Origin of the sequence: Acidovorax sp. Root402 (assembly GCF_001425125.1) — a bacterium.
GTDB lineage: Bacteria > Pseudomonadota > Gammaproteobacteria > Burkholderiales > Burkholderiaceae_C > Acidovorax > Acidovorax delafieldii.
Map to the genome: position 1 here is coordinate 250,802 of NZ_LMDQ01000014.1, position 23,842 is coordinate 274,643.

24 protein-coding genes are annotated in these 23,842 nt (G+C 65.4%); 10 read left to right on the plus strand and 14 right to left on the minus strand.

All coding sequences use genetic code 11. From position 1 onward, the window contains the following. The first annotated feature begins 34 nt into the window (after positions 1 to 34). Entirely contained in the window at positions 35 to 559 is a 525-nt protein-coding gene (locus ASC83_RS12345; RefSeq protein ID WP_056062780.1) for a superoxide dismutase family protein, read from the plus strand. Between the two features lie 23 nt (positions 560 to 582). Here ASC83_RS12345 and ASC83_RS12350 read toward each other — a convergent pair whose 3' ends face one another. Further along, complete coding sequence (locus ASC83_RS12350; protein WP_056064999.1) at positions 583 to 1,146, minus strand: NTP transferase domain-containing protein; 564 nt, start codon at positions 1,144 to 1,146, stop codon at positions 583 to 585. Between the two features lie 87 nt (positions 1,147 to 1,233). After that, positions 1,234 to 2,133, minus strand: a complete 900-nt coding sequence (locus ASC83_RS12355; RefSeq protein ID WP_056062783.1) for a LysR family transcriptional regulator — start codon at positions 2,131 to 2,133, stop codon at positions 1,234 to 1,236. 119 nt (positions 2,134 to 2,252) lie between these two features. Between ASC83_RS12355 and ASC83_RS12360 the strand changes: the two genes are divergently transcribed. From ASC83_RS12360 to ASC83_RS12370, 3 genes are all read left to right on the plus strand, one after another. After that, the gene (locus tag ASC83_RS12360; protein ID WP_156379490.1) at positions 2,253 to 3,488 is read left to right on the plus strand and encodes an alpha-hydroxy acid oxidase; all 1,236 of its coding nucleotides are present in this window, start codon (positions 2,253 to 2,255) and stop codon (positions 3,486 to 3,488) included. A 439-nt stretch (positions 3,489 to 3,927) separates the two neighbouring features. Next, complete coding sequence (locus ASC83_RS12365; RefSeq protein ID WP_056062786.1) at positions 3,928 to 4,341, plus strand: hypothetical protein; 414 nt, start codon at positions 3,928 to 3,930, stop codon at positions 4,339 to 4,341. 2 nt (positions 4,342 to 4,343) lie between these two features. Continuing rightward, on the plus strand, positions 4,344 to 4,583 hold the full coding sequence (locus ASC83_RS12370) for a hypothetical protein (RefSeq protein ID WP_353937056.1): 240 nt from the start codon (positions 4,344 to 4,346) through the stop codon (positions 4,581 to 4,583). A 267-nt stretch (positions 4,584 to 4,850) separates the two neighbouring features. Here the strand turns inward: ASC83_RS12370 and ASC83_RS23550 are convergent, their stop codons facing one another. The 4 genes from ASC83_RS23550 to ASC83_RS12385 all read right to left on the minus strand — a co-directional run bounded on the left by ASC83_RS23550 (position 4,851) and on the right by ASC83_RS12385 (position 9,171). Then, positions 4,851 to 5,315 carry a GFA family protein gene (locus ASC83_RS23550; RefSeq protein ID WP_082522440.1) on the minus strand — a complete coding sequence of 155 codons (465 nt, stop codon included), beginning with the start codon at positions 5,313 to 5,315 and terminating at the stop codon, positions 4,851 to 4,853. A 377-nt stretch (positions 5,316 to 5,692) separates the two neighbouring features. Beyond that, positions 5,693 to 7,885, minus strand: a complete 2,193-nt coding sequence (locus ASC83_RS12375; protein WP_369816972.1) for a molybdopterin cofactor-binding domain-containing protein — start codon at positions 7,883 to 7,885, stop codon at positions 5,693 to 5,695. 105 nt (positions 7,886 to 7,990) lie between these two features. Further along, the gene (locus ASC83_RS12380; protein ID WP_056062789.1) at positions 7,991 to 8,452 is read right to left on the minus strand and encodes a (2Fe-2S)-binding protein; all 462 of its coding nucleotides are present in this window, start codon (positions 8,450 to 8,452) and stop codon (positions 7,991 to 7,993) included. A 146-nt stretch (positions 8,453 to 8,598) separates the two neighbouring features. Further along, complete coding sequence (locus tag ASC83_RS12385; RefSeq protein ID WP_056062793.1) at positions 8,599 to 9,171, minus strand: TetR/AcrR family transcriptional regulator; 573 nt, start codon at positions 9,169 to 9,171, stop codon at positions 8,599 to 8,601. 116 nt (positions 9,172 to 9,287) lie between these two features. Between ASC83_RS12385 and pdxH the strand changes: the two genes are divergently transcribed. Continuing rightward, complete coding sequence (gene pdxH / locus ASC83_RS12390) at positions 9,288 to 9,929, plus strand: pyridoxamine 5'-phosphate oxidase (RefSeq protein WP_056062797.1); 642 nt, start codon at positions 9,288 to 9,290, stop codon at positions 9,927 to 9,929. Positions 9,930 to 9,961: 32 nt separating this feature from the next. Then, the gene (locus tag ASC83_RS12395; RefSeq protein WP_056062800.1) at positions 9,962 to 10,399 is read left to right on the plus strand and encodes a hypothetical protein; all 438 of its coding nucleotides are present in this window, start codon (positions 9,962 to 9,964) and stop codon (positions 10,397 to 10,399) included. Positions 10,400 to 10,447: 48 nt separating this feature from the next. On the opposite strand, the gene ASC83_RS12400 is transcribed toward ASC83_RS12395, so the two are convergent. From ASC83_RS12400 to ASC83_RS12420, 5 genes are all read right to left on the minus strand, one after another. Next, positions 10,448 to 11,404, minus strand: a complete 957-nt coding sequence (locus ASC83_RS12400; protein ID WP_056062804.1) for an AEC family transporter — start codon at positions 11,402 to 11,404, stop codon at positions 10,448 to 10,450. A gap of 153 nt (positions 11,405 to 11,557) precedes the next feature. Then, on the minus strand, positions 11,558 to 12,262 hold the full coding sequence (locus tag ASC83_RS12405) for an HAD family hydrolase (RefSeq protein ID WP_056062805.1): 705 nt from the start codon (positions 12,260 to 12,262) through the stop codon (positions 11,558 to 11,560). 73 nt (positions 12,263 to 12,335) lie between these two features. Then, positions 12,336 to 13,436, minus strand: coding sequence for an ABC transporter ATP-binding protein (locus tag ASC83_RS12410; protein WP_082522441.1), 1,101 nt, complete (start codon positions 13,434 to 13,436; stop codon positions 12,336 to 12,338). Position 13,437: 1 nt separating this feature from the next. Beyond that, the gene (locus ASC83_RS12415; RefSeq protein WP_235509393.1) at positions 13,438 to 14,775 is read right to left on the minus strand and encodes an ATP-binding protein; all 1,338 of its coding nucleotides are present in this window, start codon (positions 14,773 to 14,775) and stop codon (positions 13,438 to 13,440) included. Positions 14,776 to 14,831: 56 nt separating this feature from the next. Next, a complete protein-coding gene (locus tag ASC83_RS12420; RefSeq protein ID WP_056062814.1) occupies positions 14,832 to 15,557 on the minus strand; it encodes a response regulator transcription factor in 726 nt (241 codons plus the stop codon). A gap of 200 nt (positions 15,558 to 15,757) precedes the next feature. Here ASC83_RS12420 and ASC83_RS12425 point away from each other — a divergent pair, with 200 nt between their 5' ends. Beyond that, positions 15,758 to 16,093 carry a DUF2845 domain-containing protein gene (locus ASC83_RS12425; protein ID WP_235509363.1) on the plus strand — a complete coding sequence of 112 codons (336 nt, stop codon included), beginning with the start codon at positions 15,758 to 15,760 and terminating at the stop codon, positions 16,091 to 16,093. Positions 16,094 to 16,119: 26 nt separating this feature from the next. Here ASC83_RS12425 and ASC83_RS12430 read toward each other — a convergent pair whose 3' ends face one another. Then, on the minus strand, positions 16,120 to 16,872 hold the full coding sequence (locus ASC83_RS12430) for a TOBE domain-containing protein (RefSeq protein WP_056062817.1): 753 nt from the start codon (positions 16,870 to 16,872) through the stop codon (positions 16,120 to 16,122). Positions 16,873 to 16,967: 95 nt separating this feature from the next. Here ASC83_RS12430 and modA point away from each other — a divergent pair, with 95 nt between their 5' ends. The 3 genes from modA to modC are packed head-to-tail and all read left to right on the plus strand — an operon-like array spanning position 16,968 to position 19,542. Further along, complete coding sequence (modA, locus tag ASC83_RS12435; RefSeq protein WP_056062820.1) at positions 16,968 to 17,735, plus strand: molybdate ABC transporter substrate-binding protein; 768 nt, start codon at positions 16,968 to 16,970, stop codon at positions 17,733 to 17,735. 38 nt (positions 17,736 to 17,773) lie between these two features. Then, positions 17,774 to 18,457, plus strand: coding sequence for a molybdate ABC transporter permease subunit (gene modB, locus ASC83_RS12440; RefSeq protein WP_056062824.1), 684 nt, complete (start codon positions 17,774 to 17,776; stop codon positions 18,455 to 18,457). Beyond that, the gene (gene modC, locus ASC83_RS12445; RefSeq protein ID WP_056062827.1) at positions 18,454 to 19,542 is read left to right on the plus strand and encodes a molybdenum ABC transporter ATP-binding protein; all 1,089 of its coding nucleotides are present in this window, start codon (positions 18,454 to 18,456) and stop codon (positions 19,540 to 19,542) included. The genes modB and modC overlap by 4 nt, the downstream gene beginning before the upstream one ends. Positions 19,543 to 19,605: 63 nt before the next feature. On the opposite strand, the gene ASC83_RS12450 is transcribed toward modC, so the two are convergent. After that, complete coding sequence (locus ASC83_RS12450) at positions 19,606 to 21,228, minus strand: sensor domain-containing diguanylate cyclase (RefSeq protein ID WP_056062830.1); 1,623 nt, start codon at positions 21,226 to 21,228, stop codon at positions 19,606 to 19,608. Between the two features lie 308 nt (positions 21,229 to 21,536). After that, entirely contained in the window at positions 21,537 to 23,648 is a 2,112-nt protein-coding gene (locus ASC83_RS12455) for a TonB-dependent receptor domain-containing protein (RefSeq protein WP_056065007.1), read from the minus strand. Between the last annotated feature and the right edge of the window lie 194 nt (positions 23,649 to 23,842).

The window sequence follows — 23,842 nt, forward strand, 5'->3', positions numbered from 1 at the left end:
CGCGTTCATTCATTCGCACCGAGGAGTTTGAGTCATGAAGATTCGTTTTGCTTTTGCCCTGTCTTCCCTGGCTGTTGTGGCGCTGGCGGGCTGTGCCTCCCACCTGTCTGGCAACCGCGCTACCGCCAAGCTGGAGCCCACCCGGGGCAACACAGCCACTGGTACGGTGACGTTTGTACAGACCGGCGATGGCGTGCAGGTGTCGGGTGAAATTCGTGGACTCAAACCCGATGCAGAACACGGCTTTCATGTGCATGAAAAGGGCGACTGCTCGAGCGGCGACGGCATGAGCACCGGCGGACATTTCAACCCCACGGCCAAACCGCACGGGTCCCACGGCGCGGGCGAACACCACACCGGTGACCTGCCCAGCCTCAAGGCCGACAAATATGGCGTCGCCGCATTCAGCTTTGTGTCGCGGTCCATCAGCGTGGGCGGCCCAACCACGGACATCGTCGGCAAGGGCCTGATCGTTCACCGCGACCCCGACGACTACAAGACCCAACCCACCGGCAACGCAGGACCACGCCTGGCTTGCGCGGTGATTGCTTCCAAATAAAGCGGAAGCGGCCCTCGCCGCCGTTACCCACGCGCCGCCAGCAACTGCGCGGCGCGCTCCAGGTCTTGCACGGTGTCAATGTCGGTCACCGTGCCTTCGTCATCCACCTCCACCTGCCGTACCCTGCCCTGCTGCGCCTGCGCGCGCACCACGCTGGCGGCGCCCTGCTCGCCGGTCAGCGCCAACAGGCTGGACAAGCATGCGGCCGAAAACCCCACAGGGTGACCGCGCTCGCCCTGGTACACCGGCATGACCACGGCGCAGTCCGGGTCCGCCAGCGCGGCGGCGATGGTGCGCAAGGTGTCGGGACGGATCAGCGGCAAATCCCCCGGCAACACCAGCCAACCGGGCGCCTGGGCCGTGGCGCGCACGGCTGCGGCGATCGAATCCCCCATGCCGGGGTGGCCTGCATCTTCCAGGTGCCAGGGCAGGCCGCTGGCGCGCACGGCATCGAGGGTGTGTTCCAGCACGGTCTTTGCTCCCAGGGGCGCGCGCAGCTTGTGCACCGCACCGCCGGACGCGGCAAAACGCTCTCCCCGGCCCGAGGCCAGCACCAGAACGACGGGAAGTGAGGTTGGTTGAAGCATGGGGTTGCGCTTGAGCAGGTTCCGGGGGCCGGCGGCTGCGGCTTGCAGTCGGCGCGATTCTAGGGCCGCCATCCGCGCATCAAGCTGTCAGAACGCGCCACTCGCCACCGTGAAATCCGCATGCTGCGCTGCCAGCCCGTGCAGCATGCTCACCAGCGGCCGCAGGTCATCACGCCGACTGTGCAACGCATAGTCGAGCGACCCCAGCGGCACAGGGCTGGGCAACACCTGCAACACATCCCGGGCGTGCAGGGCTTGCGCCCAGCCCTCGGGCAGCAGGCCAGTGCCGCTGCCCTGAGCCAGCAAGCCCACGATGGCGCCCCAGTGGTTGCACACCAATCTGCGTGCGGGGCGTGCATCGGCCTGCCGCAGCCAGTCGTCGATGAGGTGGGTCACCCCCGAGCCTTGCGGCAGCGTTACCAGCGGTTGCGACTGCATCGCATCGGCATCCATCTGGCGCAGGCCGTGCGCCACGCCAGGGCCAGCGCACCAGGCAAAGCGCGCATGCGCCAGCGGCACCGAGGTCAGCGCGCTGCGGCTGGCGGGGCCAGCGATCACGGCCACATCCAGCTCGCCCTTGTCCAGCCGCTCCGCCAGGGCTGCACCCACATCCACGTGCACCGACACCTCCAGTGCCGGGTGCGCCGCCGCCAGGGCTTCCACCAGGCGCGGCAGCCAGGTGATCGCCGTCAGCTCGCCCACCCCCAGGCGGCAGGGCCCGCGCAGGCCGATGGTGCTACCCATGTCCTGCTGCAAACGGTCTGCCTGTTGCAGCAACGCGCCCGCCAGAGGCAGCAGTCGCGTGCCCGCCTCCGTCAACGCCGCGCGGTGTCCGGCGCGGTCAAACAGCACCTGGCCCAGCGATGCCTCCAGTTCGGCGATCCGCTTGGACAGCGAGGACACCGACAGGTGCACCCGCTCGGCCGCCATGGCAAAACTGCTGCAGGTGGCTGCCCAGTAGAAGGCTTCGAGCTGCTTGAGGGTCATGTCGTGAATATATTTTCAATTTGGCGAACAAATAATTAGCAATAAATTCGCTTTCTTGATTATTGCGGTTTCAGGACACTGCTTTCCAGCCCTTGTTTGCTCTTGCCTGGAACCACGCCATGCCCACCCCCTCCACCACGCCCCAACAGCCCGCCACCAATGCCTGGAGCGCCTTCAACGGAACGCATCGTAGTGGCCGCACGTCCCATCTGCTGTCGCTGGACGACTTTGAAGCCGCTGCCCGTCGCGTGCTACCCCGCCCTATCTTTGGCTACGTGGCCGGGGCGGCGGAAGACAACCTGGCCCTGGACGACAACCGCCAGGCGTTCCGAGAGATCGCCCTCGTCCCCCGCGTGCTGCGCAACGTGGCCCAACGCGACCAGGGCGTGACCCTGTTCGGCCAGCGCTATGCCAGCCCCTTTGGCATCGCGCCCATGGGTATCGCGGCGCTGTCGGCCTACCGGGGCGACATCGTGCTCGCCCGTGCGGCGGCAGCGGCGGGCATCCCGGCTGTGCAAAGCGGCAGCTCGCTCATCCGGCTGGAAGAAGTGATGGCCGCCGCCCCCGGCACTTGGTTCCAGGCCTACCTGCCCGGCACCCCCGAACGCATCGACGCCTTGCTGTGGCGCGTGATTGCGGCAGGCGTACAGACCCTCGTAGTGACGGTGGACATCCCCGTGGCGGGCAACCGCGAGAACAACATCCGCGCGGGCTTCTCCACCCCGCTGCGCCCCAGCCTTCGCCTGGCGTGGGACGGCCTGGTGCGCCCGCGCTGGCTGGCAGGCACGCTGCTGCGCACGCTGGCACACCACGGCATGCCGCATTTTGAAAACTCGTTTGCCGAACGCGGCGCGCCCATCCTGTCATCGCGTGTGCAGCGCGACTTTGCCGCGCGCGACCACTTTGACTGGAGCCACATCGCCCACATCCGCCGCCAGTGGCGCGGCCCGCTGGTCGTCAAGGGCATCCTCAGCCCGCAGGATGCCGCCCTCGCCCGCCAGCACGGGGTGGACGGCATCATCGTCAGCAACCACGGCGGTCGCCAGCTCGATGGCGCCGTGGCCCCGCTGCGAGTGCTGCCCGCCATTGCCGAGCAGGCTGGCAGCGGCATGACAGTGATGTTGGACGGCGGCATCCGCCGGGGCACCGACGTGATCAAGGCCCTGGCGCTGGGCGCGCAGGCAGTGTTTGTGGGGCGGCCCTTCAACTACGCAGCAGCAGTTGACGGCGAGGCAGGCGTTACAGCGGCCATCGATCTATTGCGCGCCGAGGTGGACCGCAATCTGGCTATGCTGGGCGCTACCACCTGTGCAGCGCTGGGGCCAGAGCATCTCATGGACCGCCGAGCACCGTAGAGGACTGCGGCGCACGCGTATCGGAGGGTCTCTAAGGCGCAAAGCGCCATCAGCGTAGTTTGAAATGAAGTGATGGCGGCGCAGGCAAAAATCCTGTTGATCACTTCAATATTGATAGCAGTCAGCACCTATCGGAAAAGCGCTAGCAGCACTTTTCATTGATTAGTAATGGTCTGCAGCGCCACAGACGGCCTTGGGCTGATTTCGAACTTTCACTCGACCACCATTGGCAGGCAGTTTTTGGCCCGAACCGGTGTGTTTGCCGTGCACTATGGACCTGCCATGCGCGGCCCTTCAGTTAAAGTCCCCGCCCCGCGGGCGATTTTTGACCGCATCGTGCTCCCCGGTGACGGGGTTCGAAAACAAAATCTGCGACTTTGGGTGAGGCTCGCCGGCGGATGCGGCCGTGCAAAACGCAACTCGCGGAGATAGAAAAAATATGCTGCTAACCGATATAGCCGTCGAGCACACTTTGGTGTCTAAAAAGGATGGCGTTCGTCAGACTTTCTTGCTGCATCCTTTTACTGATACACAGCGCGATTCACTGGGCAAATTCGAGCTCGTTCGCGACGTCAGCCAGCCCGGACTCAAAGACGTGAAACGCTCCACCTTCGTATCGTTTCACCAATTGGCGGAGCTGTATGCAAAAGGCCTGCTCGAAGAATTCGGGTTTTCCGTTCGCATGTGTCCGGGTAAAGGCACCTACCCTGCCAAGCTTCCAGCCAAAGAGATACTGCCCACCAGCATCAAGCCAGGCTCTTCGTTCGATCTGGCGGTGCAAAAGGTGGATATTTCCAAACCGGCCACGCGCGAATTGAGAACCGCCTTGCTTCGCGCCAACGTCCAAATTTAAGCGTGACGGCGCTGATTGATAAGGGAGCCGATGTGAATCCAACCATTGCGCATGCTGAACTGATTGCCACATTCAAGCGGGCCGAGGCAGATGCCGCTCACAAGTTCGGACTGATCCAAGCGGCTGCGAACAAGGGCCCCAAGGCGATACAAGCCGCCACAGAAACAGCGGCAAAGGCGGCAAAACGCAGGGACTCTTTTGCGAAAAAGCTGGGCGATCTGGGGGTGAATCTAAAGTATTGAACGCCGCCACGCACATGGCGCAACACCCACCATTGGCGACCGCGCACAAGGGGCCTTGATCATCAAAATAATCTCCGTAATCTGAAAACAGAATCGGTCATGGGTTCTGCCCCGATTTGCATGTTTTCCAAGCGCGGCAGTTGAAGCGTCTTCGTTTTCCAGATTACAAAGGTGTTGAGAGAGATGGAAACCGCTATAGCTGTGTTGCAGTCATTCAGTGACGGTAAACGAATGAGTACTACCGGCCAGAACCGGACGTAGAACTTGCTACCCAGAGGCTCTCTCGCGGGATTCGGGGTTGGCTTCGTATCTAAGCCATCCTGCGATCGCAGAGCCTCCTCCAATTCGATCTTTCGGATGTGTTCTGCCTTCGTTGACTGGCACTTCCGCGAAGTCAAAAGGACTCATCCCTTCGATGCAGGCCACATTGACTCCGTATTGGTCTGGCGATGAGCGACGCTGGTGGAAGGTGTAAATACCGCACCTTGAGCAGAAGTAGTGCTTGGCCTCTCCCGTATTAAACGTGTACAGCGTGAGTGCCTCATTGCCATGCGTGACCTGAATATCGTCTAGGTCGGCCGATACCGCTACTGCCCCTCGCATCCGACAGTAGGAGCAGTTGCATCTACGGGCTGTTCTCAGGCCATCTCTTAAGCGCAATGAAAACCGCACAGTACCGCAATGACATGCGGCTTCATACGAAGGCCGTTCTGGGAGATTGCTATCGGTCATTCCTCATTCTCACTTACAAAGTGCGCGTCGGGAGATGACTGTATGGGCCCAAAGCTGAAGCTCAATCCTCGCCGAATGCGTGCGTACAAGTAGTTCTCAACCACAGGTCATCGGGCGGACCATTGAAACCAACTAGTGCATCAACGCCGCATCGGAGGCAGATGGCCGTTTGATTCTGGTTGTCTCCAACGCCCCATTCAATGATGGTATTGGGTGCATTGCAGTCATTTCTCTGCCGCTTGAGCTACGCCGAAAGCTGCGCGCCAAAACACAGCCAGAGCAATGCCATGGTGGACACCGAACTGAAGCAGATGGATGGGTCTAAAAAAAAGCGCCGTGCTTTCCCAAACCCGGCGCTCTCATTCCAACAAGCTTTATCAAGCCAGCTTGAACGGCAGCTCGCGTGGCGTCTTGCCCGTGATCTGCGCGATGGCATTGGCAAACGCAGGTGCCAGCGGCGGCAACCCAGGTTCGCCCATGCCCTTCGGTGGATCGGCGCTGGGCACGATGTGCACCGTCACCTGCGGCATGTCGGTGATGCGGGGCACGGCGTAGTCGCCGAAGTTGCTCTGCTCCACCACACCGTCCTTGAGCGTGATGGCTGCGCCGGGCAGGCAGGTGCCCAGGCCCATCAGCGCGGCGCCTTGTACCTGGGCTTCCACGCTTTTGGGGTTGACCACCAGGTTGCAATGCACGCCGGCCGTGATGCTGTGCAGCTTGGGCGTGCCGTCTTTGACGGAGGCCTCGACCACATAGGCCACCACCGACTCGAACGACTCGTGCACCGCCACGCCCCAGGCGCGGCCGACGGCCAGCTTCTTCTTGCCGTAGCCCGACTGGGCGACGGCCAGCTGCAGGGCTGCCTTGTGGCGCGGGTGCTTGTCGCCCATCAGGGCCAGGCGGTAGGCCACGGGATCTTGCTTGGTGGTGCGGGCCACTTCGTCGATCAGGGTCTCCATGGCGTAGGCCGTGTGGGTGGAGCCCACGCTGCGCCACCACAGCACCGGTACGTTCACGTCCGGGTGGTGCACCGACAGCTTCATGGGCACGTCGTAGGGCTCTTTCATGCCTTCGATGGCCGTGGCGTCAATGCCGTTCTTGATCATGAAGGCCTCGAACGGCGAGCCCTTGGTGATGGACTGGCCGACGATGGTGTGGTCCCACGCCAGGATCTTGCCCTTGGCGTCGAAGCCGATCTCGGCGCGGTGCACGTGCATGGGGCGGTAGTAGCCGCCCTTGATGTCGTCCTCGCGGCTCCACAGCGTGCGCACCGGCGCGGTGATGCCTGCAGTGCGCGCGGCCTTGGCCACGCCGCAGGCCTCCACCACGTAGTCGCTGGTGGGGATGGCGCGGCGGCCAAAGCCGCCACCGGCCATCTGCGTGTTGACCTTCACGTTCTGCGGCTGCAGGCCCAGTGTCTTGGCGGCGGCCATAGCGTCCAGGCCGGGCATCTGCGTGCCCATCCAGAGTTCTGCTTTGTCGCCGTCCAGTTTCACGGTGCAGTTGAGCGGCTCCATGGGCGCGTGCGCCAGGTACGGGAAGACGAACTCGGCACTGATCTTGTGGGGTGCGCCCGCCAGCGGCGCCATGTCGGCCTGCATGGCCACATTGCCCGGCTTGGCGGCCAGTTCGCGGTACTGCGCCAGCAGCGCAGTGGTGTCGGGCTTGGTGACCGCGCTGGTGTCCCATTCCACCTTGAGGGCGTCGCGCCCCTGCTTGGCGGGCCAGTAGCCGTCGGCCACGATGGCAACGCCCTCGCCGCCCCGGTCGGTAGGCACGCGCAGCACGGCCTTCACGCCCTTGATGGCTTTGGCAGCGCTGTCGTCCAGGGACTTTACCTTGGCACCAAACACGGGCGGGCGGGCCACCACGGCCGTCAACATGCCGGGCAGGCGCACGTCAATGCCGTAGTCCTGCTGGCCGCTCGACTTGGCCTTGGCATCCAGCCGCCCGGTGGGTTTGCCGATCAGGCGGAATTGCTTGGGGTCCTTGAGTGCGACCTTTTCAGGCACGGGCTGCTTCATGGCTGCTTCTGCCAGTGCACCGTAGCCCAGCTTCTTGCCACCGGGGCCGACCACAAAGCCGTTGCTGGTGCGCAGGGCCGACGCGTCCACTCCCCACTGGGCGGCCGCCGCCGAAACCAACATGGCCCGGGTGCGCGCGCCCAGCTCGCGGTACTGGGTGTACGAGTTCTTGATGGAGTTGGACCCACCGGTGAGGTGCATTCCAAATGCGGGGTCGGCATAGGCCGGGTTGGCGTCGCCGTGCACGCTGCGCACCTTGCTCCAGTCGGCATCCAGCTCCTCGGCCAGGATCATGGGCAGGCCGGTTTGCACGCCCTGGCCAAAGTCCAGCCGGTTGATGGTGACGGTGACGGTGCCATCGGCATCGATGCGCACAAAGGCCGAGGGCTGTTCGTGCGGCTTGAGGCCAGCGGGGGCCGCAGCGGCTGCGCCCTGCGCAGCAGACACCAGGGGAAATGCGCCCAGCGCAAAGCCCGAGGCAGCCGACACCTTGAGGAAGGTGCGGCGAGCCACACCTTCCGACGCATCAAAAGCTCCTGAATTCATAGCGCCCTGCGCTTTATCCACTAGCGCTTGGAGGTGTTTTGGCATGAAATGTTGTGCTTGGCCCTGCAGGGCATGGGGTTCGAAGTGCATGGCGGTCTCCTTCAATCAGGCCAGGGTCATGGCAGCGTCGTGGATGGCGGCGCGGATGCGCACGTAGGTGCCGCAGCGGCACACGTTGCCGGCCATGGCAGCGTCGATGTCGGCGTCGGAGGGCTTATTCTTGCCCTTGAGCAGCGCGGTGGCGCTCATGATCTGGCCGCTCTGGCAGTAGCCGCACTGGGCCACATCGTGCTTGACCCAGGCGGCATGCACGGCCTTGCCCACCTTGTCGTCGGCGGCAATGGCTTCAATGGTGGTGATCTTCTGGCCTGCCGCCGCCGAGATGGGCGTGATGCAGGACCGCACCGGCGAGCCGTTCAGGTGCACGGTGCACGCACCGCACAGCGCCTGGCCGCAGCCAAACTTGGTGCCGGTCATGCCCAGCGTGTCGCGCAGGGCCCAGAGGATGGGGGTGGATTCGTCGGCATCCACGGCCGTGTCTTTGCCGTTGATATTGAGGGTGGGCATCGTGGGACTCCTTGGGGTGAAGGTCAGCGCTCAAAAGCACAGCGCAATCGGTAGGGCGGCGCGGGCAGACATCAAGCCGCTTTGTTGTTTTAAGAGAATAACTATTCGATTAAACCGCAAAATTCGAGTTTCTGCAGCGGCACGATTTACGCCTTGATGGCGTCCCAGCACAGGCCAAACGCCATTTGGTGCACGGCCTCGTCATCGGGCAGCACCTGGGTACGGATCAGGTTGCCGGTCTCCCGCACCGAGCCCACCAGGCTGGCCGTGAGCAGCGGAATGGGCACGGCCTTGAGGATCTCCTGCTGCTGGCCTTCTTCCATCAGCGCAAAAAAGCCCGCCATCAGCCGGGTCGAAAATTCGCGGTTGCCCTGGGTGAACCAGGGCGAGTTGTAGTACTGCTCCTGGAACACCACCTCGGCGTATTGGTCCAGCCGATGGCGCAGCAGATTACCCCAGGCGCGGCGCACCCGTGCGCGGTAGGGCATGCCAGGTTCTATGCCGTCCATGATGCGCGCGGCCGTCACTGTCTTGGCATCCTGGTACAGCTGGCTGATCAGTTCGTCCTTGGACGGGTAGTACACGTACAGCGTGCTCGTGGCCACACCCGCTGTCCGGGCAATGTCGGCCAGGGTCAGGCCGCTCAGGCCCCGCTGGGCCACCAGTTCAAAGGTGGCCTGGGCAATGGCACGCTGTTTTTCGTCGTCTTTGGGTTTCATCGGAACCAGGAATATAAGCGAACACAAATTCGATCACCACCAAAGCCCGTGCGCATGACTACGGCGCCATGCCCTAGCGCAAAGCACCATGGTACGGGGGATGCACAATCGTGGCCATGACCACGAACTCCATCGCGGACCTCCGCAAGAGCTACGAGCGCGCCGAACTCAACGAAGACGCCTCGCACGCCGCCCCCCTGCAGCAGTTTGACCAGTGGCTCAAAGAAGCCATCAGCGCCGAAGTGCCCGAGCCCAACGCCATGACCCTGGCCACCGTGGGCAGCGACCTGCGACCCAGCACACGCATCGTGCTCATCAAGGGTTATGACGAGCGCGGCATTGTCTGGTTTACCAACTACGACAGCCGCAAGGGCCGCCAGATTGCGGGCAACCCGTTTGCAGCGCTGCAGTTTCACTGGGTGGAGCTGGAGCGTGTGGTGCGCATCGAAGGCGTGGTGGAGAAGGTCAGCGACGAAGAAAGCGACGAATACTTCCACAGCCGACCGCTCGACTCCCGCATCGGCGCCTGGGCCAGTCCGCAAAGCCAGGTCATTTCAGGCCGCAGCGTGCTGGTGGCCAATGCGGCCAAGTACGGTGCGCAATTCATGCTGAAACCGCCCCGCCCGCCGCACTGGGGCGGCTACCGCCTCAAGCCCGACCAGTGGGAGTTCTGGCAGGGGCGCAAGAGCCGGCTGCATGACCGGCTGCGCTACCGGCTGGACGCAGGCGAATGGGTGCGGGAGCGGTTGGCGCCCTGAACACTGCTGGCCGCCCTGCGTGAGCCTTAGCGATGGGTAACCAAGTGGATTCCACATCCGAAGTCGTTTACCTGTGTCTCAACCCGGAGTCTGAGCTGCCCCAGCTTTCTCTGGGGAGCTTTCGCGCCATCGTCGTGATTGAGTCGGAAGTGTCTGCGCTCTGGCAGAACACTGTGAGCGACTGGCTGGTACGTTCAGGATGTCTACAAATGATGTCCTGGGGTCTTGGCAGCAGTTCCTGGGACGACTCTGTGGACTGGGCCAACATCAGCCAGTTTGATCATGGAGATATACCGGACGAGAGCTTTGTCCTGACCTCATGGCATGAGGATCAGTCGTTGCAAGAGGTCATGCATTTCTGCAAACACTTCGCAGACCATCCGTTTGCAGAGCTACGCTCAACGCTGCTTTTGCATATCGCGCACGAGCCGCGCGAAGAAGGAATTTGCAGGTTGTACAGCGATGCCTAGCCGATCAAACAGGCTGCTGAACGAAAGACTTGCGCACCGCTGCGGATATCACCCCACCACCCACCGCGTGACCGCCAAAATCACCACTGGCATGGTCACCAACCCCATGGCGGTGGACACCGCCACGCTGGCCGTCACCTCTTCTTCTGCCACGCGATAGCGCTGCGAGAACAGAAACACGTTGGCCCCGACGGGCAGCGAAGCCGCGACGATCATCACGGCCAGCGGCATGCCCGACAGGCCCAGCGCCCAGCCCATGCTGGCCAGCACCAGCGGGTGCACCACACATTTCACCAGCGCAATGCGCAGCGCGGCCTTGAACTGGTGGCCCACCTTGGTGAATGCCAGCGTTACCCCCACCAGCAACAGCGCAATCGGCCCCAGCGCCTGGCCCAGCAGTTGCAGGGGCTTGCCCACCACCTCGGGCACCACCAGCCCGGTCTGCGCAAACAGCAGGCCCGCAATGATGGGCAGCGGCACGGGGTGCACGATGCCGTTGCGGATGGCTTGCAGCACGGTGCGCCACATGGGCTGCTGCACCCCGCCGGGGCGCCCCGCATGTTCGCGCGCGGCCGCCAGCTCGAACACCACGGTAGCCGCAGTCAGCAGGATGAGCGAGTGCACCGAGATCAGGGTGAACAGCGTGACCAGCCCCGCATCGCCAAACACCAGGCCCACCAGCGGCACGCCGATCATCAGCGTGTTGCTGAAGGTGTTGGCCAGCGCCCGCGCGGCGCCCAGCGTGTTGAAGCCCTGCACCGCCAGCGTGGCGGCATAGACCACACCAAACGCCACAAAGTAGATGCCCACGGGGCCGAAGTTGAGGTCTTCGATGTGCACCGTGCTCATGGTGCGAAACAGCAGCGCGGGCGTGAGCACCATGAACACGAGGTTGGCCAGGTCCTTGACGGACTCGGCACGTATCCAGCCGCGCCGCCCCACATAAAAGCCGATGGCAATGAACAGGATGACGGGGATCAGCGAGGTGAAGACAGGAGAGTTCACGGAGAAAAGCGCGCCAGGTCGGCAAGGGTGGGCGCCGATTGTCTCCCATCATCTCTGCCGACCAGGCGTAGTGTGTCTGGCGTACAGCGATACCACGCTATATTTTTAATAGCTATCAGCGCATACTCCACTAGCGCTTGGCGCCGATTCCTTTCAAATCCTCTGGCCTGCGCCCGCTGGGGGCGTATCTGCTGCGGCGCGCGGTGCGTCCGCCGACAGCAGGGCCAGCAGCCCTTGCAGCCCCTCCACCCGGTGGTCTGCCAGAGGCCAGGGCTCGACACCCGGCCGCACGGTCTGGACGGTGGTGGCCCCCAGCGCGCGCCCGGCCGCCAGCTCGGACAAGGGGTTGTCGCCCACCACCAGCATCTGGCGGGGCTTGCAACCCTCACGGGTCAGGATCTGTTCAAAGAGGGCCTGCTTGCCGTGCCCGGCACCGGTGGGTGGTGCGTCAATCGCGTCGATGAAGACCTGTTCAAACCATGGGCGGATTCCCAGCGCATCGATCTTGCTGTCCTGCAGGCGCCGAAAGCCGCTGGTGACCAGGTAGCGCCGCAACGGAATGCAGGGCAGCAGACCGATGTCGGCATAGCCTTGCAGCGGTGCTGTGGCTTCCATCTGGCTGAACTGGCGCCATCCAGCCGCACGCATGGCCGGCGTGAAATGGTGGCGCTGGGCCACCAGGTCGAACGCGGTGAACCAGCAGGCCTGCAGCGCTTGGTCCAGGGCCTGCGGGCTCAGCGCGCCCTGGTTGGCTTGCCGCACAGCCTCGAAAGCGGGCTCGAACAAGGGGCCCACCGCCCGCGCGTCCATCAGGCAGTTGTCCAGGTCAAAAACAGCAACGGTGTAGTCCAGAGGCATGGCTCAACAAAAATGGGTTAACAAAACGGTGCGGCGCATACCGGGCAAACGCCGCGCACCTTTAAACAGGTTCTTATCCGGCCACCACGGATACGCCGTGGTCTGCCAGCGTCAGGCTGACAGGGGCGCCCACGTCCAGCGGCAATTCCACCAGGGGCGACACCACAAAAATGGCGCCCAGGGCGCTGGCAAAGGTGTATTCCATGACGCTGCCCAGGTAGGTGCAGCGGATGACCCGCGCGGCGAGGCCCGCCGATGTGGCCGGGCCAATCACCCAGGCCTCCGGGCGCACGGCGATCTTGACCGGGCCTGTGGGCAGTGCGGCGGGTGACGGCACGCGCAGCGGGCCCAGCTGCGCATACCCGGTGTCCGCGGTGCTGCCCGGGCTGGGCGCGTGGTTCTGGGCTGCGAAAAGCATGGCCTCGCCCATGAAACCGGCCACAAACTCGGACGTGGGTTGCTCGTACAGCGCGCTGGGCGCGCCGCGTTGGGCGATAGCGCCCCGGTCCATCACCACGATCTGGTCGCTGACGGCGAGGGCCTCGGACTGGTCGTGGGTGACATAGGCCACAGTGAGCTTCAGGCGCTGCTGCAGGGCGCGAATCTCCTCGCGCATCGCGCGGCGCAGGCGGGCGTCCAGGTTGGACAGGGGTTCGTCGAACAGCAGCACCGCGGGCTCCAGCGCCAGCGCGCGGGCCAGCGCCACGCGCTGCTGCTGCCCGCCCGACAGCTCATGCGGCCTGCGCTGGTCCAGGCCGTGCAGGCCCACGGTGTCGAGCATGGCGCGCGCCTTGTCGCGCACCTGCTGCCTGCCCAAGCCCGAAAGGTGTAAGCCGTAGACCACGTTGTCGATGACGTTCATGTGCGGAAACAGCGCGTAGTTCTGGAACACCAGGCTCACATTGCGCTGCGCCGGGCCGAGGGGGGTCACATCCTGCCCGTCGATAAAGATGCGGCCCGATGTGGGTGATTCGAGCCCGGCAATCAGGCGCAGCGTGGTCGTCTTGCCGCAGCCCGATGGCCCGAGGATGGTGGTAAGCGTGCCGCGCGGCACGCTGAAGCTGATGTGGTTCACCACCAGCGGAGCGTCGGGCGACGAGCCGTAGCGCTTGCTGACATCCCGGAACTCGATGCCATGCACGGTTGGTGTCTCAGAGGGGGGCGTCACGGGCATCTCATTCTTCCCAGGCCACGACGGCATCCACGCCGATGACCTGCCCCGCGTCCATGCGGTTGAACAGCGTGACCTGCGCGCCCATTGCCTCGGCAATCTGCCGGCAGATGGATAACCCCAGGCCCACCCCACCCTGCCCGGCCGAAAACGGCTGGAACAATCGCTGCCGCACAGCGTCGTCGATGCCAGGGCCCTCGTCCCACACCAGCACCTCGCGCCGCCCCGTGCTGTCGCGCAGCAGCACCCCCAGCCGCCCATGGGTGGGCGTGTGGTGGATGGCGTTGGCCAGCAGGTTGCGCATCAGTTCGCCCAGCAGCGCTGCGTCGCCGGGTGCCCACAGCGTGTCAGGGCCCTCCAGCGCAAAGTCGAGCCGTTTGGCCGCAATCAGCGGTGCCAGCTCCATCACGGCCTCGCGGGCAATCGCGTTCAGGTCCACGTTGGGCAGCTCGCCCATGCGCTTGAGCTGCTCCACCTTGCTCAGGCTGAGCAACTGGTTGGCCAGGCCCGAGGCGCGATCCACGGTGTGCAGCATCTGCTGCAGCGCATCGCCCACCAGCATGTCGCCTGCCATGGCGGCCTGCAGCTGGGTGCGCAGCACGGCCATGGGGGTGCGCAGCTGGTGGGTGGCATCGGCCAGAAAGCGCCGCTGCTCCTCGATCCAGCGGCTCTGGCTGTGTTGCAGCTCGGCAAAGTGCTGCACGGCGGGCGCGAGTTCCGACGGGCCTTCGTAGATGCGCTCTGCAGTGCCCACAACGTCGCCGCTGGGCGGCCGCATCAGCGACACATCTGCATGCCGCAACCAGCCCGATGCCGCCCGCGCCAGCAGCACCGCCACGGTGGTCATCGCCAGTGCCAGCAGGACCACCCACCACAGGCCCGACGCACCGCCCAGCAGGCGGCGCGCACCCGGCAGGCGCTCGCCCAGCGGGCGCGCCGCCTGGCGCAACACGGGCGCAGCCACGGCTTGCCCCTCCTTCACCCCGGTGGGCTGGTACAGGGTCACGGCCACCCGCACCAGTTGGTCTCCGACCTGCGCCAGGTAGAAGTGCACGGCACCGGGGTCACGCACCACCTCGGTGGGAGGCACGCGCGGCAGGTCGGCGCTGCCCGCCAGGCGTTCGCCGTCCAGATTGCTCTCGCGGTACCAGACACCGGGCACTTGTTGGGCAGGCAGGGATGCGGCAGGCTCTGCTGACAGATCTGCAGGCCAGTGCGCCAACGCCTGGCGCAGGGCCTCATCTTGCGCGGTGGCGTCATGCTGCGCCTGATAGGTCCATTGCACCACGCAGATCACGGCCACCAGCCCCCACAGCGGCACCACCCAGCCCACCAGCAGCACCCGCTGCAATGAGCCGCCCCGCGGCCGCCAGGGCCGCCGCTGCCACCACCGCAGCGTCACCGGACAACCCCGCCCTTATCGGACTTGTCGGCTTTGTCCGTCTTGTGGGCGGCCATGCTGTCGGCGTCGCACAGCAGGTAACCCACGCCGCGCAAGGTCACAATCTCGGCTTTGGTGCCCACCAGCTTCTTGCGCAGCCGGTGCACCACCACTTCCACCGCGTCGGCTTGCACCTGCTCGTCCGTGTTGGCAAACACCTGGGTGCGCAGCTCTTCCTTGCTGACCACCCTGTCCACGCGCGACATCAGCAGCCGCAGCAGTTCGGACTCCCGCTGCGACAGCTCCAGCGGCAATGCGTCGTTGTAGAACACGCCACTGCCCGGCTCGCGGTACAGCGCCCCGCAGCGCAACTGCCCGTCGCGCCCCACGCGGCGCGTCAGGGCCCGCAGCCGCGCCACCAGCTCATCCAGGTCAAAGGGCTTGGCCAGGTAGTCATCGGCCCCGGCCTCCAGTCCTGCCACCCGGTCCGTGACGGCAGCGCGGGCCGTCAACGCCAGTACCGGTGTGGTGCTGCCGCCATCGCGCAGGCGCCGCAGCACCTCCAGCCCGTCCAGGCCCGGCAGCGACAGGTCGAGCGTGATCACGTCAAACGCGGTGCGCCGCGCAGCCGCCAGGGCCTCCTTGCCATCTGCGCAGCACAACACCTCGAACCCACGGGCCACCAGACTGCGGCTCAGGGCCCCGGCCAGATCAAAATCGTCTTCGACCAACAGCAGTTTCATCCCCCGATCATGCCGCCTGTGGCGGGCTGGGGCCACTGTGCTTCTACGGACAGGCGATGAAAGCGAAGCGAAAGGCGGTGCACACCCCTCCACGGCTGTGCCGCTGTACAGTAATGCGCAGTATTTTCGAAACCGCCTCCATGAGATACCTCCGGAACCAGACAGCGCTGCCAGGCCTTTATCGAAGGACCTTGCAGCTGGTGGCAACCGCACTGGCCCTGTGCACGGTGCTGCCGGCCCAGGCATCGCAGTCCCTGCGCTGCAATGGATCACTGGTGGGCAAAGGCGACTCTCCCGTGACGCTGCTGCAAAAATGTGGCGACCCCATCTACCGCCAGGGCGTGTGCGTTTCCATGCTGCAGCTGGGCTGGGTGGTGACGCCCTACCGCCCGGGCGGTCCCGCAGCAGTGCTGGCCAACCAGTGTGTGCCCATGGAAGAGTGGACGTACGACCGGGGGCCGGGCACCTTTCTGGGGGTGGTTCGCATCTACAACGGCACGATCGAATCCGTGCGCGACGGCGATCGCAGCAGGTAGCGGGGCCCGCTGGCCCGCCTGTCCCCTCAGGAAGCCGCGGCGATGACGATGCTGGATTCGTCAAAAACCGCCGTGGCTTGCTGGCCCGCTCGAACCTTGGCGCCCTCAGCGGCAAAGCCCACCAACTGGATGCCGCAGGGCAGCTGCAGCACCACCTCGGGGGCGGCGCCGCGAGCGACGCTACGCACCACCCCGGCCATGGCATTGCCTGCGGGACTGCCAGGGGCCTGGGCCACCTGAACCGCCGTCGCCTTGCACAGCGCCAGCACACCAACCCCTGCCTTCAAACCCAGCAACTGCGCGCTGACCCGCGTGATGGACGCATGCAGCGCCTGCCCATCCGCCAGCAGCAGCTGCACGCGCACCAGCCCTCCCACGGCCCGCACCTTGCCCACGGTGCAAGGAAACTGGTTGCGCATGCTGGTGCGCAGCGCCAGTGCGGCGCGGCCGGTCGCTGCGTCGTCGTCGCTCTTCAATCGGCCCAGCACCTGCTGGCGTGCATCCGCCAGCGCATGGGCCGCCTGCAGCACCCGCTGGCCGGCTGGGGTGAGCGCGGCCCCGCCGCCGCCGCTGCCGCCCACCACCTTCTCCACCAGCAACACCCCGGCCAGGTTGGTCAGCGTCTCCAGTGCCTGCCAGGCGGCCTTGTAGCTCACGCCCGCGCCCCGCGCCGCCTCGGAAATGGAGCCCACCTCGCCGATGCGGCGCAGGATGTCGATGCGCTTGTCCGTGGCCTCGTGGCCCAGCACCTCGGCCAGCGGCAGTGAAGAATTGCTCATGCGGGGATGTTAACTGGGTGGTGCAGACGCTTGAGACACCGCTGTTCATCAACGGAATAGCGATGCGGCTGACATGCTACAGTCCCGCTATTCCAATGAAGAATAGCGAGATTGTCGTGAAGCGTTTCCTGTTGTCCGTGGCCGCCTTGTTGGCGATGGCGGTTTCGGCCCAAGCGGGTGAGGTGTCGGTGGCCGTGGCCGCCAACTTCACAGCCCCGATGCAAAAGATGGCCCGCCTGTTCGAGCAGGACACTGGTCACAAAGCCTCGCTGGCTTTTGGCTCCACCGGGCGGTTCTATGCGCAGATCAAGAACGGTGCGCCGTTCGACCTGCTGCTGTCCGCCGATGATGAAACCCCGGCCAGGCTCGCCAAGGAAGGCTTGGCGGTCGATGCCAGCCGCTTCACCTACGCCATTGGCAAGCTGGCCCTTTGGAGCAAGCAGCCCAGCCTGGTAGATGCACAGGGCCAGGTGCTCAAATCCGGCACCTTCGACAAGATCGCGGTGGCCGACCCCAAGCTCGCCCCTTACGGAGCCGCCGCAGTGGAGGTAATGACCCAAATGGGCGTGCTGAACACCCTGCGGCCCAAGTTTGTGCAGGGCGAGAACATTGCCCAGACCCACCAGTTCGTTGCCACCCAGAATGCCCAACTTGGCTTTGTCGCCCTGTCGCAGGTGATGGCCGATGGCCGCCTGGTGGAGGGCTCGGTGTGGGCGGTGCCTGCAACGCTCTACTCCCCTTTGCGCCAGGACGCCGTCCTGCTGACCAAGGGGCAGGGCAACGCCGCGGCGGCCGCATTGATGCAATACCTTAAGGGCGACAAGGCGCGGGCGGTCATTCGCGGCTTTGGCTACGAGCACTGAGATACTCACACCCCTATCCCCCATCGCCCTTTTCCTTTATGCCTCTGGGCCCTGAAGCACTGCAAGCCATCTGGCTGACCCTGCAGCTTGCCACCCTCGCCACCCTCGTGCTGCTGTTGATCGCCACGCCACTGGCCTGGTGGCTGTCGCAAACCGAGTCGTGGTGGAAAGGGCCCGTGGGCGCCTTTGTGACCCTGCCGCTGGTGCTGCCGCCTTCGGTGCTTGGCTTTTACCTGCTGGTGGCCATGGGGCCTGCCGGGCCCTTGGGGCAGTTCACTCAGGCCATGGGCTGGGGCCTGCTGTCTTTCACCTTCACGGGCTTGGTGATCGGGTCGGTGGTGTTCTCCATGCCGTTTGCGGTGCAGCCGCTGCAGCATGCCTTCGAGTCGATGGGCCGCCGCCCGATGGAAGTGGCCGCCACTCTGCGGGCCAGCCCGGTGGATGCGTTTTTCACGGTGGCCTTGCCGCAGGCCCGCACCGGTCTGCTCACCGCCGCCATCCTGAGTTTTGCCCACACGGTGGGCGAGTTTGGCGTGGTGCTGATGATTGGCGGCAACATCCCGGGCAAGACACGGGTGGTCTCCACCCAGATCTACGGCCATGTGGAAGCCATGGAATACGCCCAGGCGCACTGGCTGGCGGGCGGCATGGTGCTGTTCTCGTTCGTGGTGCTGCTGTGCCTGGCACTGCTCAAGAACCGTGGCTCGCGGGTGCTGCCATGAGTGCGTCAGGTAGCCTGCGCATCCGGCTTGCGCTGCCGCGTGCCGACTTTGAACTGGCCGTGGACCTCCACCTGCCCGGCAGCGGCATCACGGTGCTGTTTGGCGCCTCGGGCTCGGGGAAGACCAGCGTGCTGCGCTGCGTGGCGGGGCTGGAGCGCGCGCACCCCGGCCTGGTGGTGGTGGCGGGCGAGGTGTGGCAGGACGATGCCACCCAGGTGTTTCTGCCCACCCACCAGCGGGCGCTGGGCTACGTGTTCCAGGAGGCCAGCCTGTTCGAGCACCTGGACGTGCTGGGCAACCTGCGGTATGGCCTGAAGCGCGCCCGGTCTGCGCAGGCCGAGGCCACGCTGCAGACGGCCATCGAACTGCTGGGCATCGGCCGTCTGTTGCATCGCCGGCCCGGCCAGCTCTCGGGCGGCGAGCGCCAGCGGGTGGCCATTGCCCGTGCCTTGGCAACTTCCCCCCGCCTGCTGCTGCTGGACGAGCCCATGGCCGCACTCGACCTGGCGCGGCGCCAGGAGATCATGCCCTGGCTGGAGCGCCTGCGCGACGAGCTGCACATCCCCATGCTGTATGTCACGCACTCTGCCGACGAACTGGCACGGCTGGCCGACCACCTGGTGGTGCTGGAGGGCGGCCAGGTCAAGGCCGCCGGGCCGGTGGACCAGGTGCTGTCGTCGGTGCACCTGCCCATGGTGCTGGGCGACGACGCGGGCGCGCTGCTGCGCGGCCAGGTGCTGGAGCGGGACACGGCCTGGCACCTGGCGCGCGTGGGCTTTGCCGGTGGCGCCATGTGGCTGCGCGACAGCGGCCTGCCCGTGGGCCAGGCGGTGCGGCTGCGGGTGCTGGCCCGCGACGTGAGCCTGACGGTGCAGGAGCCCACGCAGACCAGCATCCAGAACCACCTGCCCTGCGTGATCGACTCGGTCGCGCCCGACGCCCACCCCTCGCAGGCGCTGGTGCGGCTGCGCTGTGGGGAGTCTTTTCTGCTCGCGCGGGTCACCCGCCGGTCCCTGCATGCGCTGGGTGTGGTGCCCGGCAGCGCGGTGTGGGCCCAGGTCAAATCGGTGGCGATTGTTCCTTGAGGTGCCCACCTTCGGCCCTGCAGCCCGGATCCGCACGCCCTCGCAGGGCGTGGCCACGACGCCTTATGGGGCCACGCACACGCCCAATGACTGACTTTTGGCCTGGTACATGGCGGTGTCTGCCGCGCGCAGGTAGTCGTCGACCGTCGCCAGCCTGGATGCGCTGGTGGCCAAGCCAACACTCGCGCCACTGATCACGGTGTGTTCGCCGATCACATAGGGTGCGGCAAGGGCGGCGGCGATCTGCTCTGCCCGTTGGCTGGCTTCAGCGGGGTCAATGGACTCCAGCAGCACATTGAACTCGTCGCCACTCATGCGGGCGACCAGATCCACCGCCCGCACGCAGGATTCGAGCCGCCGCGCCACCTGTTGCAATAGCTGGTCGCCCACATGGTGTCCGTAGCAGTCATTGACGGCCTTGAACCCGTTAAGGTCCAGCAGCAGCACGGCAAACATCGTGGCCCCACCGCGTATTGGCTCGCCATCACCGTTCACCCCGTCGTTCTGGTGCAGCGCGATGAGTTGCGCGAGGCGATCGCGGAACAACGGCCGGCCGGGCAAGTTGGTCAGTGCGTCGTAGGAGCTGCCACGCTCGGCCAGATCGCTCAACGATCCCGCCATGCGCACGGGAACACCGTCTTCAAACTCGGCGAGCCCGCGCCAATTGACCCACACCAGCCGCCCAGCCCCGTGGAACGCACGGAAGTCCACCGAAAAGTTCGCGCTGTTTCCGGACAGATGTCTGCGGTAGGCCTCCTGCACGCGAGCGCGATCCTCGCGATCGATCAGTTGCTCGAGAAAGCGCCAGCCTCCGTCGTACACATGATCGCGGCTACCCAGCCCGACGATCTGGAGAAAGCGCCCGGACACATGCAGGGCGTCCGTTCGCAAGTCCCAATACCAGATGCCGTCATTGGATCCGCGGGTCGCCAGCGAATAGCGGTTTTCGGAGCGCAACAGATCGAGTTCGGTATTCTTCTGCTGGGTGACATCGATCATCAGGCCGATCATGCGGTTCGGGCGACCCGGCTCGACCACTGCGCGGCACAGATCACGCACCCACACGACCTTGCCCGACTTGGCAATCAGCCGGTAGCTCATCTCGTAGGCATGGCTGTGCGTGGCGTTGTAGGCGGCATCGTCGATCACCAAGGCCTCCTCCAGATCATCGGGATGCACATGCGCCCTCCAGAAGCCCGGGTCGGCCCGCCACTCCTCGACGGAGTAGCCGAACAAGCGTTCGACCTGTGGGCTCAGAAAGGTATTGCCCACCCCGATTTCAGCCTCCCACACCACGCCATCAATGGTTTCCAGCAAGCGCAGAAAGCGCTGGCGAATTTCCACCAGCACCTGCTCAGTGACCTCGGTGATCTCGATCAGGACACCCTGGCGGCTGATCACCCGCTCTGCCGCATCCGTCTCCGGGTGGAACTGCAGACGCACCCAGCGGTAGTCCGCGTCGGCAAAGCGCAAGCGGAACACCGGCATGCCCGAGCGCATGGTTCCGATGTCGTCGGGATGCACGAACTCCAGCAAAGACCTGCCAAGCGCCGCTGCCACCGAGTGGCCGGTGAGCTTGTGCCACGCCGGGTTCAGATACGTGATCTCCCACAGCGCATCGGTCTGCACCACCGCCTCAGGAAGCAGTTGCAACAGGTTTGCGGACGGCGTGGGAGTGATGGGCATGCAGGGCTATTGCAAATGGGTCAGATTCATGCAGGGACGCGCCGAACAAGTCCTTCGCGCGTCGCGCAACCCGGCGTTGGGCGGCCTGCTGCGGTGCCAATCCCATTTCCGAATCGGTTGCGCGCCATCACCGGGACTGAGACAGCGTCGCCTTGACGGATCGAAATATCAACCACGTCAAAGCGAGTATGGCATGCATCCAAGTCACCTTTGGACTCGGTGGTTTGGGTGGTTTGGGGCCGGGAGGTGGGCGAGCCAGCAACGCCCTCCCCGCCGCTGGCTCGCTCACATCACGACGGCATCACCCGTCAGAACGCTACCTTCACCCCCACCGTCAGATTGCGCCCCATCAGCGGCGCTGCGTTCTTGATGAACGAGGTGTGTGCGTACGCAAGGCGGTCCGTCAGGTTGTTGGCCTTCAGGTACACCTGCCAGGGGGTGCCGCTGCTGAACTGGCCGTTGTAGCTCACGCCCAGGTTCAGCATGCCGTAGCCGGGCGTGGCGGTTTCAAAGTCGGCCACGCGGTTCTGGCGGGCCACCTGCACCCATTCCACCTGGCCTTCCCAGGCCTGCCAGTTGGCGTCCAGCCGCACACCGGCGCGGGTGGCCGGGATGCGCGGCAGCAATCCACCGCCATCCAGCCTGGCGCGCACGGTGTCGCCAAACAGGGTGATGCCCAGATTGCGTGTGAGGCGCTGGCGCACCTGGCCTTCGATGCCGGTGAAGGTGGCGTCGGCCTGGCTGTACTGCAGCAGTTGCAGGCCGTCCAGCGCGTCGAGCGTGCGGCCATAGATGTAGTTCTGGATGCGGTTGCGGAACACGCTCACGCCGAAGGTGGTGTCGCCGCTGGTCTTCTTCAGGCTCACATCGATGTTCTGCGAGATTTCGGAGCGCAGGTCGGCATTGCCCCGTTCGTACGTGCTGGTGGCCATGTGCAGGCCCTGGGCGTACAGCTCTTCGGCCGACGGGGCGCGGCTGGCGCGGGTGAAAGAGGTGCCCACCTGGTAGCCCGGCGTGAACTTCCACACCGCGCCCAGCGACGCCGAGGTGCCGTTGTGGCTGCGCTCGATGCCACTGGTCTGGGCCTCGGCCGTCTGGCGGTCATGGCGCAGGGCGGCTTCAAAGCGCCAGTCGTTCCAGCGGTACTCCTCCAGCACGAAAAGGCCCGTCTTGCGGGTCACAGTGGGCTGCACATAAGCCTCCTCGCCCTCGGCGCTGAACTTGCGCTGCGAGGTCTGCAGGCCGATCACGCCCTTGAAGCCGCCGATGGGCTCGTGCTGCAGCTCGACGCGCGTGTCGTAGGCCTTGTTCTTGAAGGTGGTGCTGATGGCGCCGTCTTCGACCTCGTCGTGTTTGTAGTCGGTGACACCCGCACGCAGCCGCAGTGCCGAGAAGCCCGCAAACGGGTTGCGCAGCTCGCCCCGCAAGTCAAAGCGCTCGCTGCGCAGGTCCACCACCGGCACATCGCCTGCTGCGGCGTCGTGGTCATGGCCGTCGGCTTCGTCGTCCGCGTGGGCGCCGCAGTGCAGGTGGTCGCCATGGGTGTGGCAGCCGTCAAAGCTGTGGTTGTGGCCGGGCAGACCGTACTTGGCGGTCTGGCGGGTGTAGGCCGCACCCAGGTAGCCCTGGTCGCCCACCCACGACAGGCCCACGCTGCCAGTGTCCGTGCGGTTGAAGCTGCCCAGCACCTTGCTGCCGCCCGACCAGCCCTTGCCCACGCGGTAGTCGCCCGCATCCCGCGCCACGCCTTCCACATGCACGGCCAGATTGCCCGCCCCACCCGTCAGCGAAAAGGCCCCGGCGCCCTCGCCTGCCCCCGAGTTGGCACGCAGCTCGGCACTGCCTTCGTAACCCTTTTGCGGGATGGCGGTGGGCACCTTGCCGTCCAGCACGTTGACCACGCCGCCCACGGCGCCGTTGCCGTAGACCAGGGCCGAGGGGCCACGCAGCACCTCGATCTGCGTGGCCAGCAGCGGCTCGGACACCACGGCGTGATCGGGGCTGATGGTGGAGGCGTCGTGCAGCTCGGCGCCGTCGCTCAGCACCTTGACGCGCGGGCCGTCCATGCCGCGGATGATCGGCCGGCTGGCGCCCGCACCAAAGTGGCTGCTGGTGATGCCGGGCTCGCTGTTCAGCGTTTCGCCCAGCGTGGCCTCGCGGCGGCGCACCAGTTCATCGCCTTCCAGCACGGTGGCGGGGGTGGTCATGTCGCTGGCGCCCAGTTGCAGGCCGCTGGCCGACACGGTGACTGCGGGCAGACTGGGTGCAGCGTCAGCCGCCGCAGCGGGCGCGGGTGCAGTCTGCGCCTGGGTGGCAACGCTGGTGCCAGACAGCGCCAGCAGGGTCGCCAGGGCCACAGGGTGGAGCGCCGGGCGTGCACGGCGGGAAGCAAAGCGGTGGGTAGAAAAGGTGTGGGTCATGGTGGTGGCCTGCAACAAGGCATGCGCGGCGCTGGCGGTGTCAACGCGCCTGCGCATGCCGACCCGCGCCCGGGGCGCGGGTTGATGAATAAAAACCGCTGCAAGCGCTAGTGAAATATGCGCTAGCAGCTATGAAAACAGGAGTAATGATGGGCGGCGCGCCGTGGTACGGCCGCTGGCAGCCGCCAAATCGG

What these genes read in the sequence shown, in the direction of transcription:
- ASC83_RS12385 (WP_056062793.1), bottom strand. Translation starts at nt 9,171, where the DNA reads ATGAAACCCAAAGACGACGAAAAACAGCGTGCCATTGCCCAGGCCACC.
- ASC83_RS23550 (WP_082522440.1), bottom strand. Translation starts at nt 5,315, where the DNA reads ATGACCGATAGCAATCTCCCAGAACGGCCTTCGTATGAAGCCGCATGT.
- ASC83_RS12430 (WP_056062817.1), bottom strand. Translation starts at nt 16,872, where the DNA reads ATGAGCAATTCTTCACTGCCGCTGGCCGAGGTGCTGGGCCACGAGGCC.
- ASC83_RS12450 (WP_056062830.1), bottom strand. Translation starts at nt 21,228, where the DNA reads ATGCCCATCACTCCCACGCCGTCCGCAAACCTGTTGCAACTGCTTCCT.
- ASC83_RS12355 (WP_056062783.1), bottom strand. Translation starts at nt 2,133, where the DNA reads ATGACCCTCAAGCAGCTCGAAGCCTTCTACTGGGCAGCCACCTGCAGC.
- modB (WP_056062824.1), top strand. Translation starts at nt 17,774, where the DNA reads ATGCCTCTGGGCCCTGAAGCACTGCAAGCCATCTGGCTGACCCTGCAG.
- ASC83_RS12380 (WP_056062789.1), bottom strand. Translation starts at nt 8,452, where the DNA reads ATGCCCACCCTCAATATCAACGGCAAAGACACGGCCGTGGATGCCGAC.
- ASC83_RS12350 (WP_056064999.1), bottom strand. Translation starts at nt 1,146, where the DNA reads ATGCTTCAACCAACCTCACTTCCCGTCGTTCTGGTGCTGGCCTCGGGC.
- ASC83_RS12345 (WP_056062780.1), top strand. Translation starts at nt 35, where the DNA reads ATGAAGATTCGTTTTGCTTTTGCCCTGTCTTCCCTGGCTGTTGTGGCG.
- ASC83_RS12395 (WP_056062800.1), top strand. Translation starts at nt 9,962, where the DNA reads ATGGGTAACCAAGTGGATTCCACATCCGAAGTCGTTTACCTGTGTCTC.
- modC (WP_056062827.1), top strand. Translation starts at nt 18,454, where the DNA reads ATGAGTGCGTCAGGTAGCCTGCGCATCCGGCTTGCGCTGCCGCGTGCC.
- ASC83_RS12360 (WP_156379490.1), top strand. Translation starts at nt 2,253, where the DNA reads ATGCCCACCCCCTCCACCACGCCCCAACAGCCCGCCACCAATGCCTGG.
- ASC83_RS12365 (WP_056062786.1), top strand. Translation starts at nt 3,928, where the DNA reads ATGCTGCTAACCGATATAGCCGTCGAGCACACTTTGGTGTCTAAAAAG.
- pdxH (WP_056062797.1), top strand. Translation starts at nt 9,288, where the DNA reads ATGACCACGAACTCCATCGCGGACCTCCGCAAGAGCTACGAGCGCGCC.
- ASC83_RS12405 (WP_056062805.1), bottom strand. Translation starts at nt 12,262, where the DNA reads ATGCCTCTGGACTACACCGTTGCTGTTTTTGACCTGGACAACTGCCTG.
- modA (WP_056062820.1), top strand. Translation starts at nt 16,968, where the DNA reads ATGAAGAATAGCGAGATTGTCGTGAAGCGTTTCCTGTTGTCCGTGGCC.
- ASC83_RS12455 (WP_056065007.1), bottom strand. Translation starts at nt 23,648, where the DNA reads ATGACCCACACCTTTTCTACCCACCGCTTTGCTTCCCGCCGTGCACGC.
- ASC83_RS12375 (WP_369816972.1), bottom strand. Translation starts at nt 7,885, where the DNA reads ATGAATTCAGGAGCTTTTGATGCGTCGGAAGGTGTGGCTCGCCGCACC.
- ASC83_RS12420 (WP_056062814.1), bottom strand. Translation starts at nt 15,557, where the DNA reads ATGAAACTGCTGTTGGTCGAAGACGATTTTGATCTGGCCGGGGCCCTG.
- ASC83_RS12410 (WP_082522441.1), bottom strand. Translation starts at nt 13,436, where the DNA reads ATGCCCGTGACGCCCCCCTCTGAGACACCAACCGTGCATGGCATCGAG.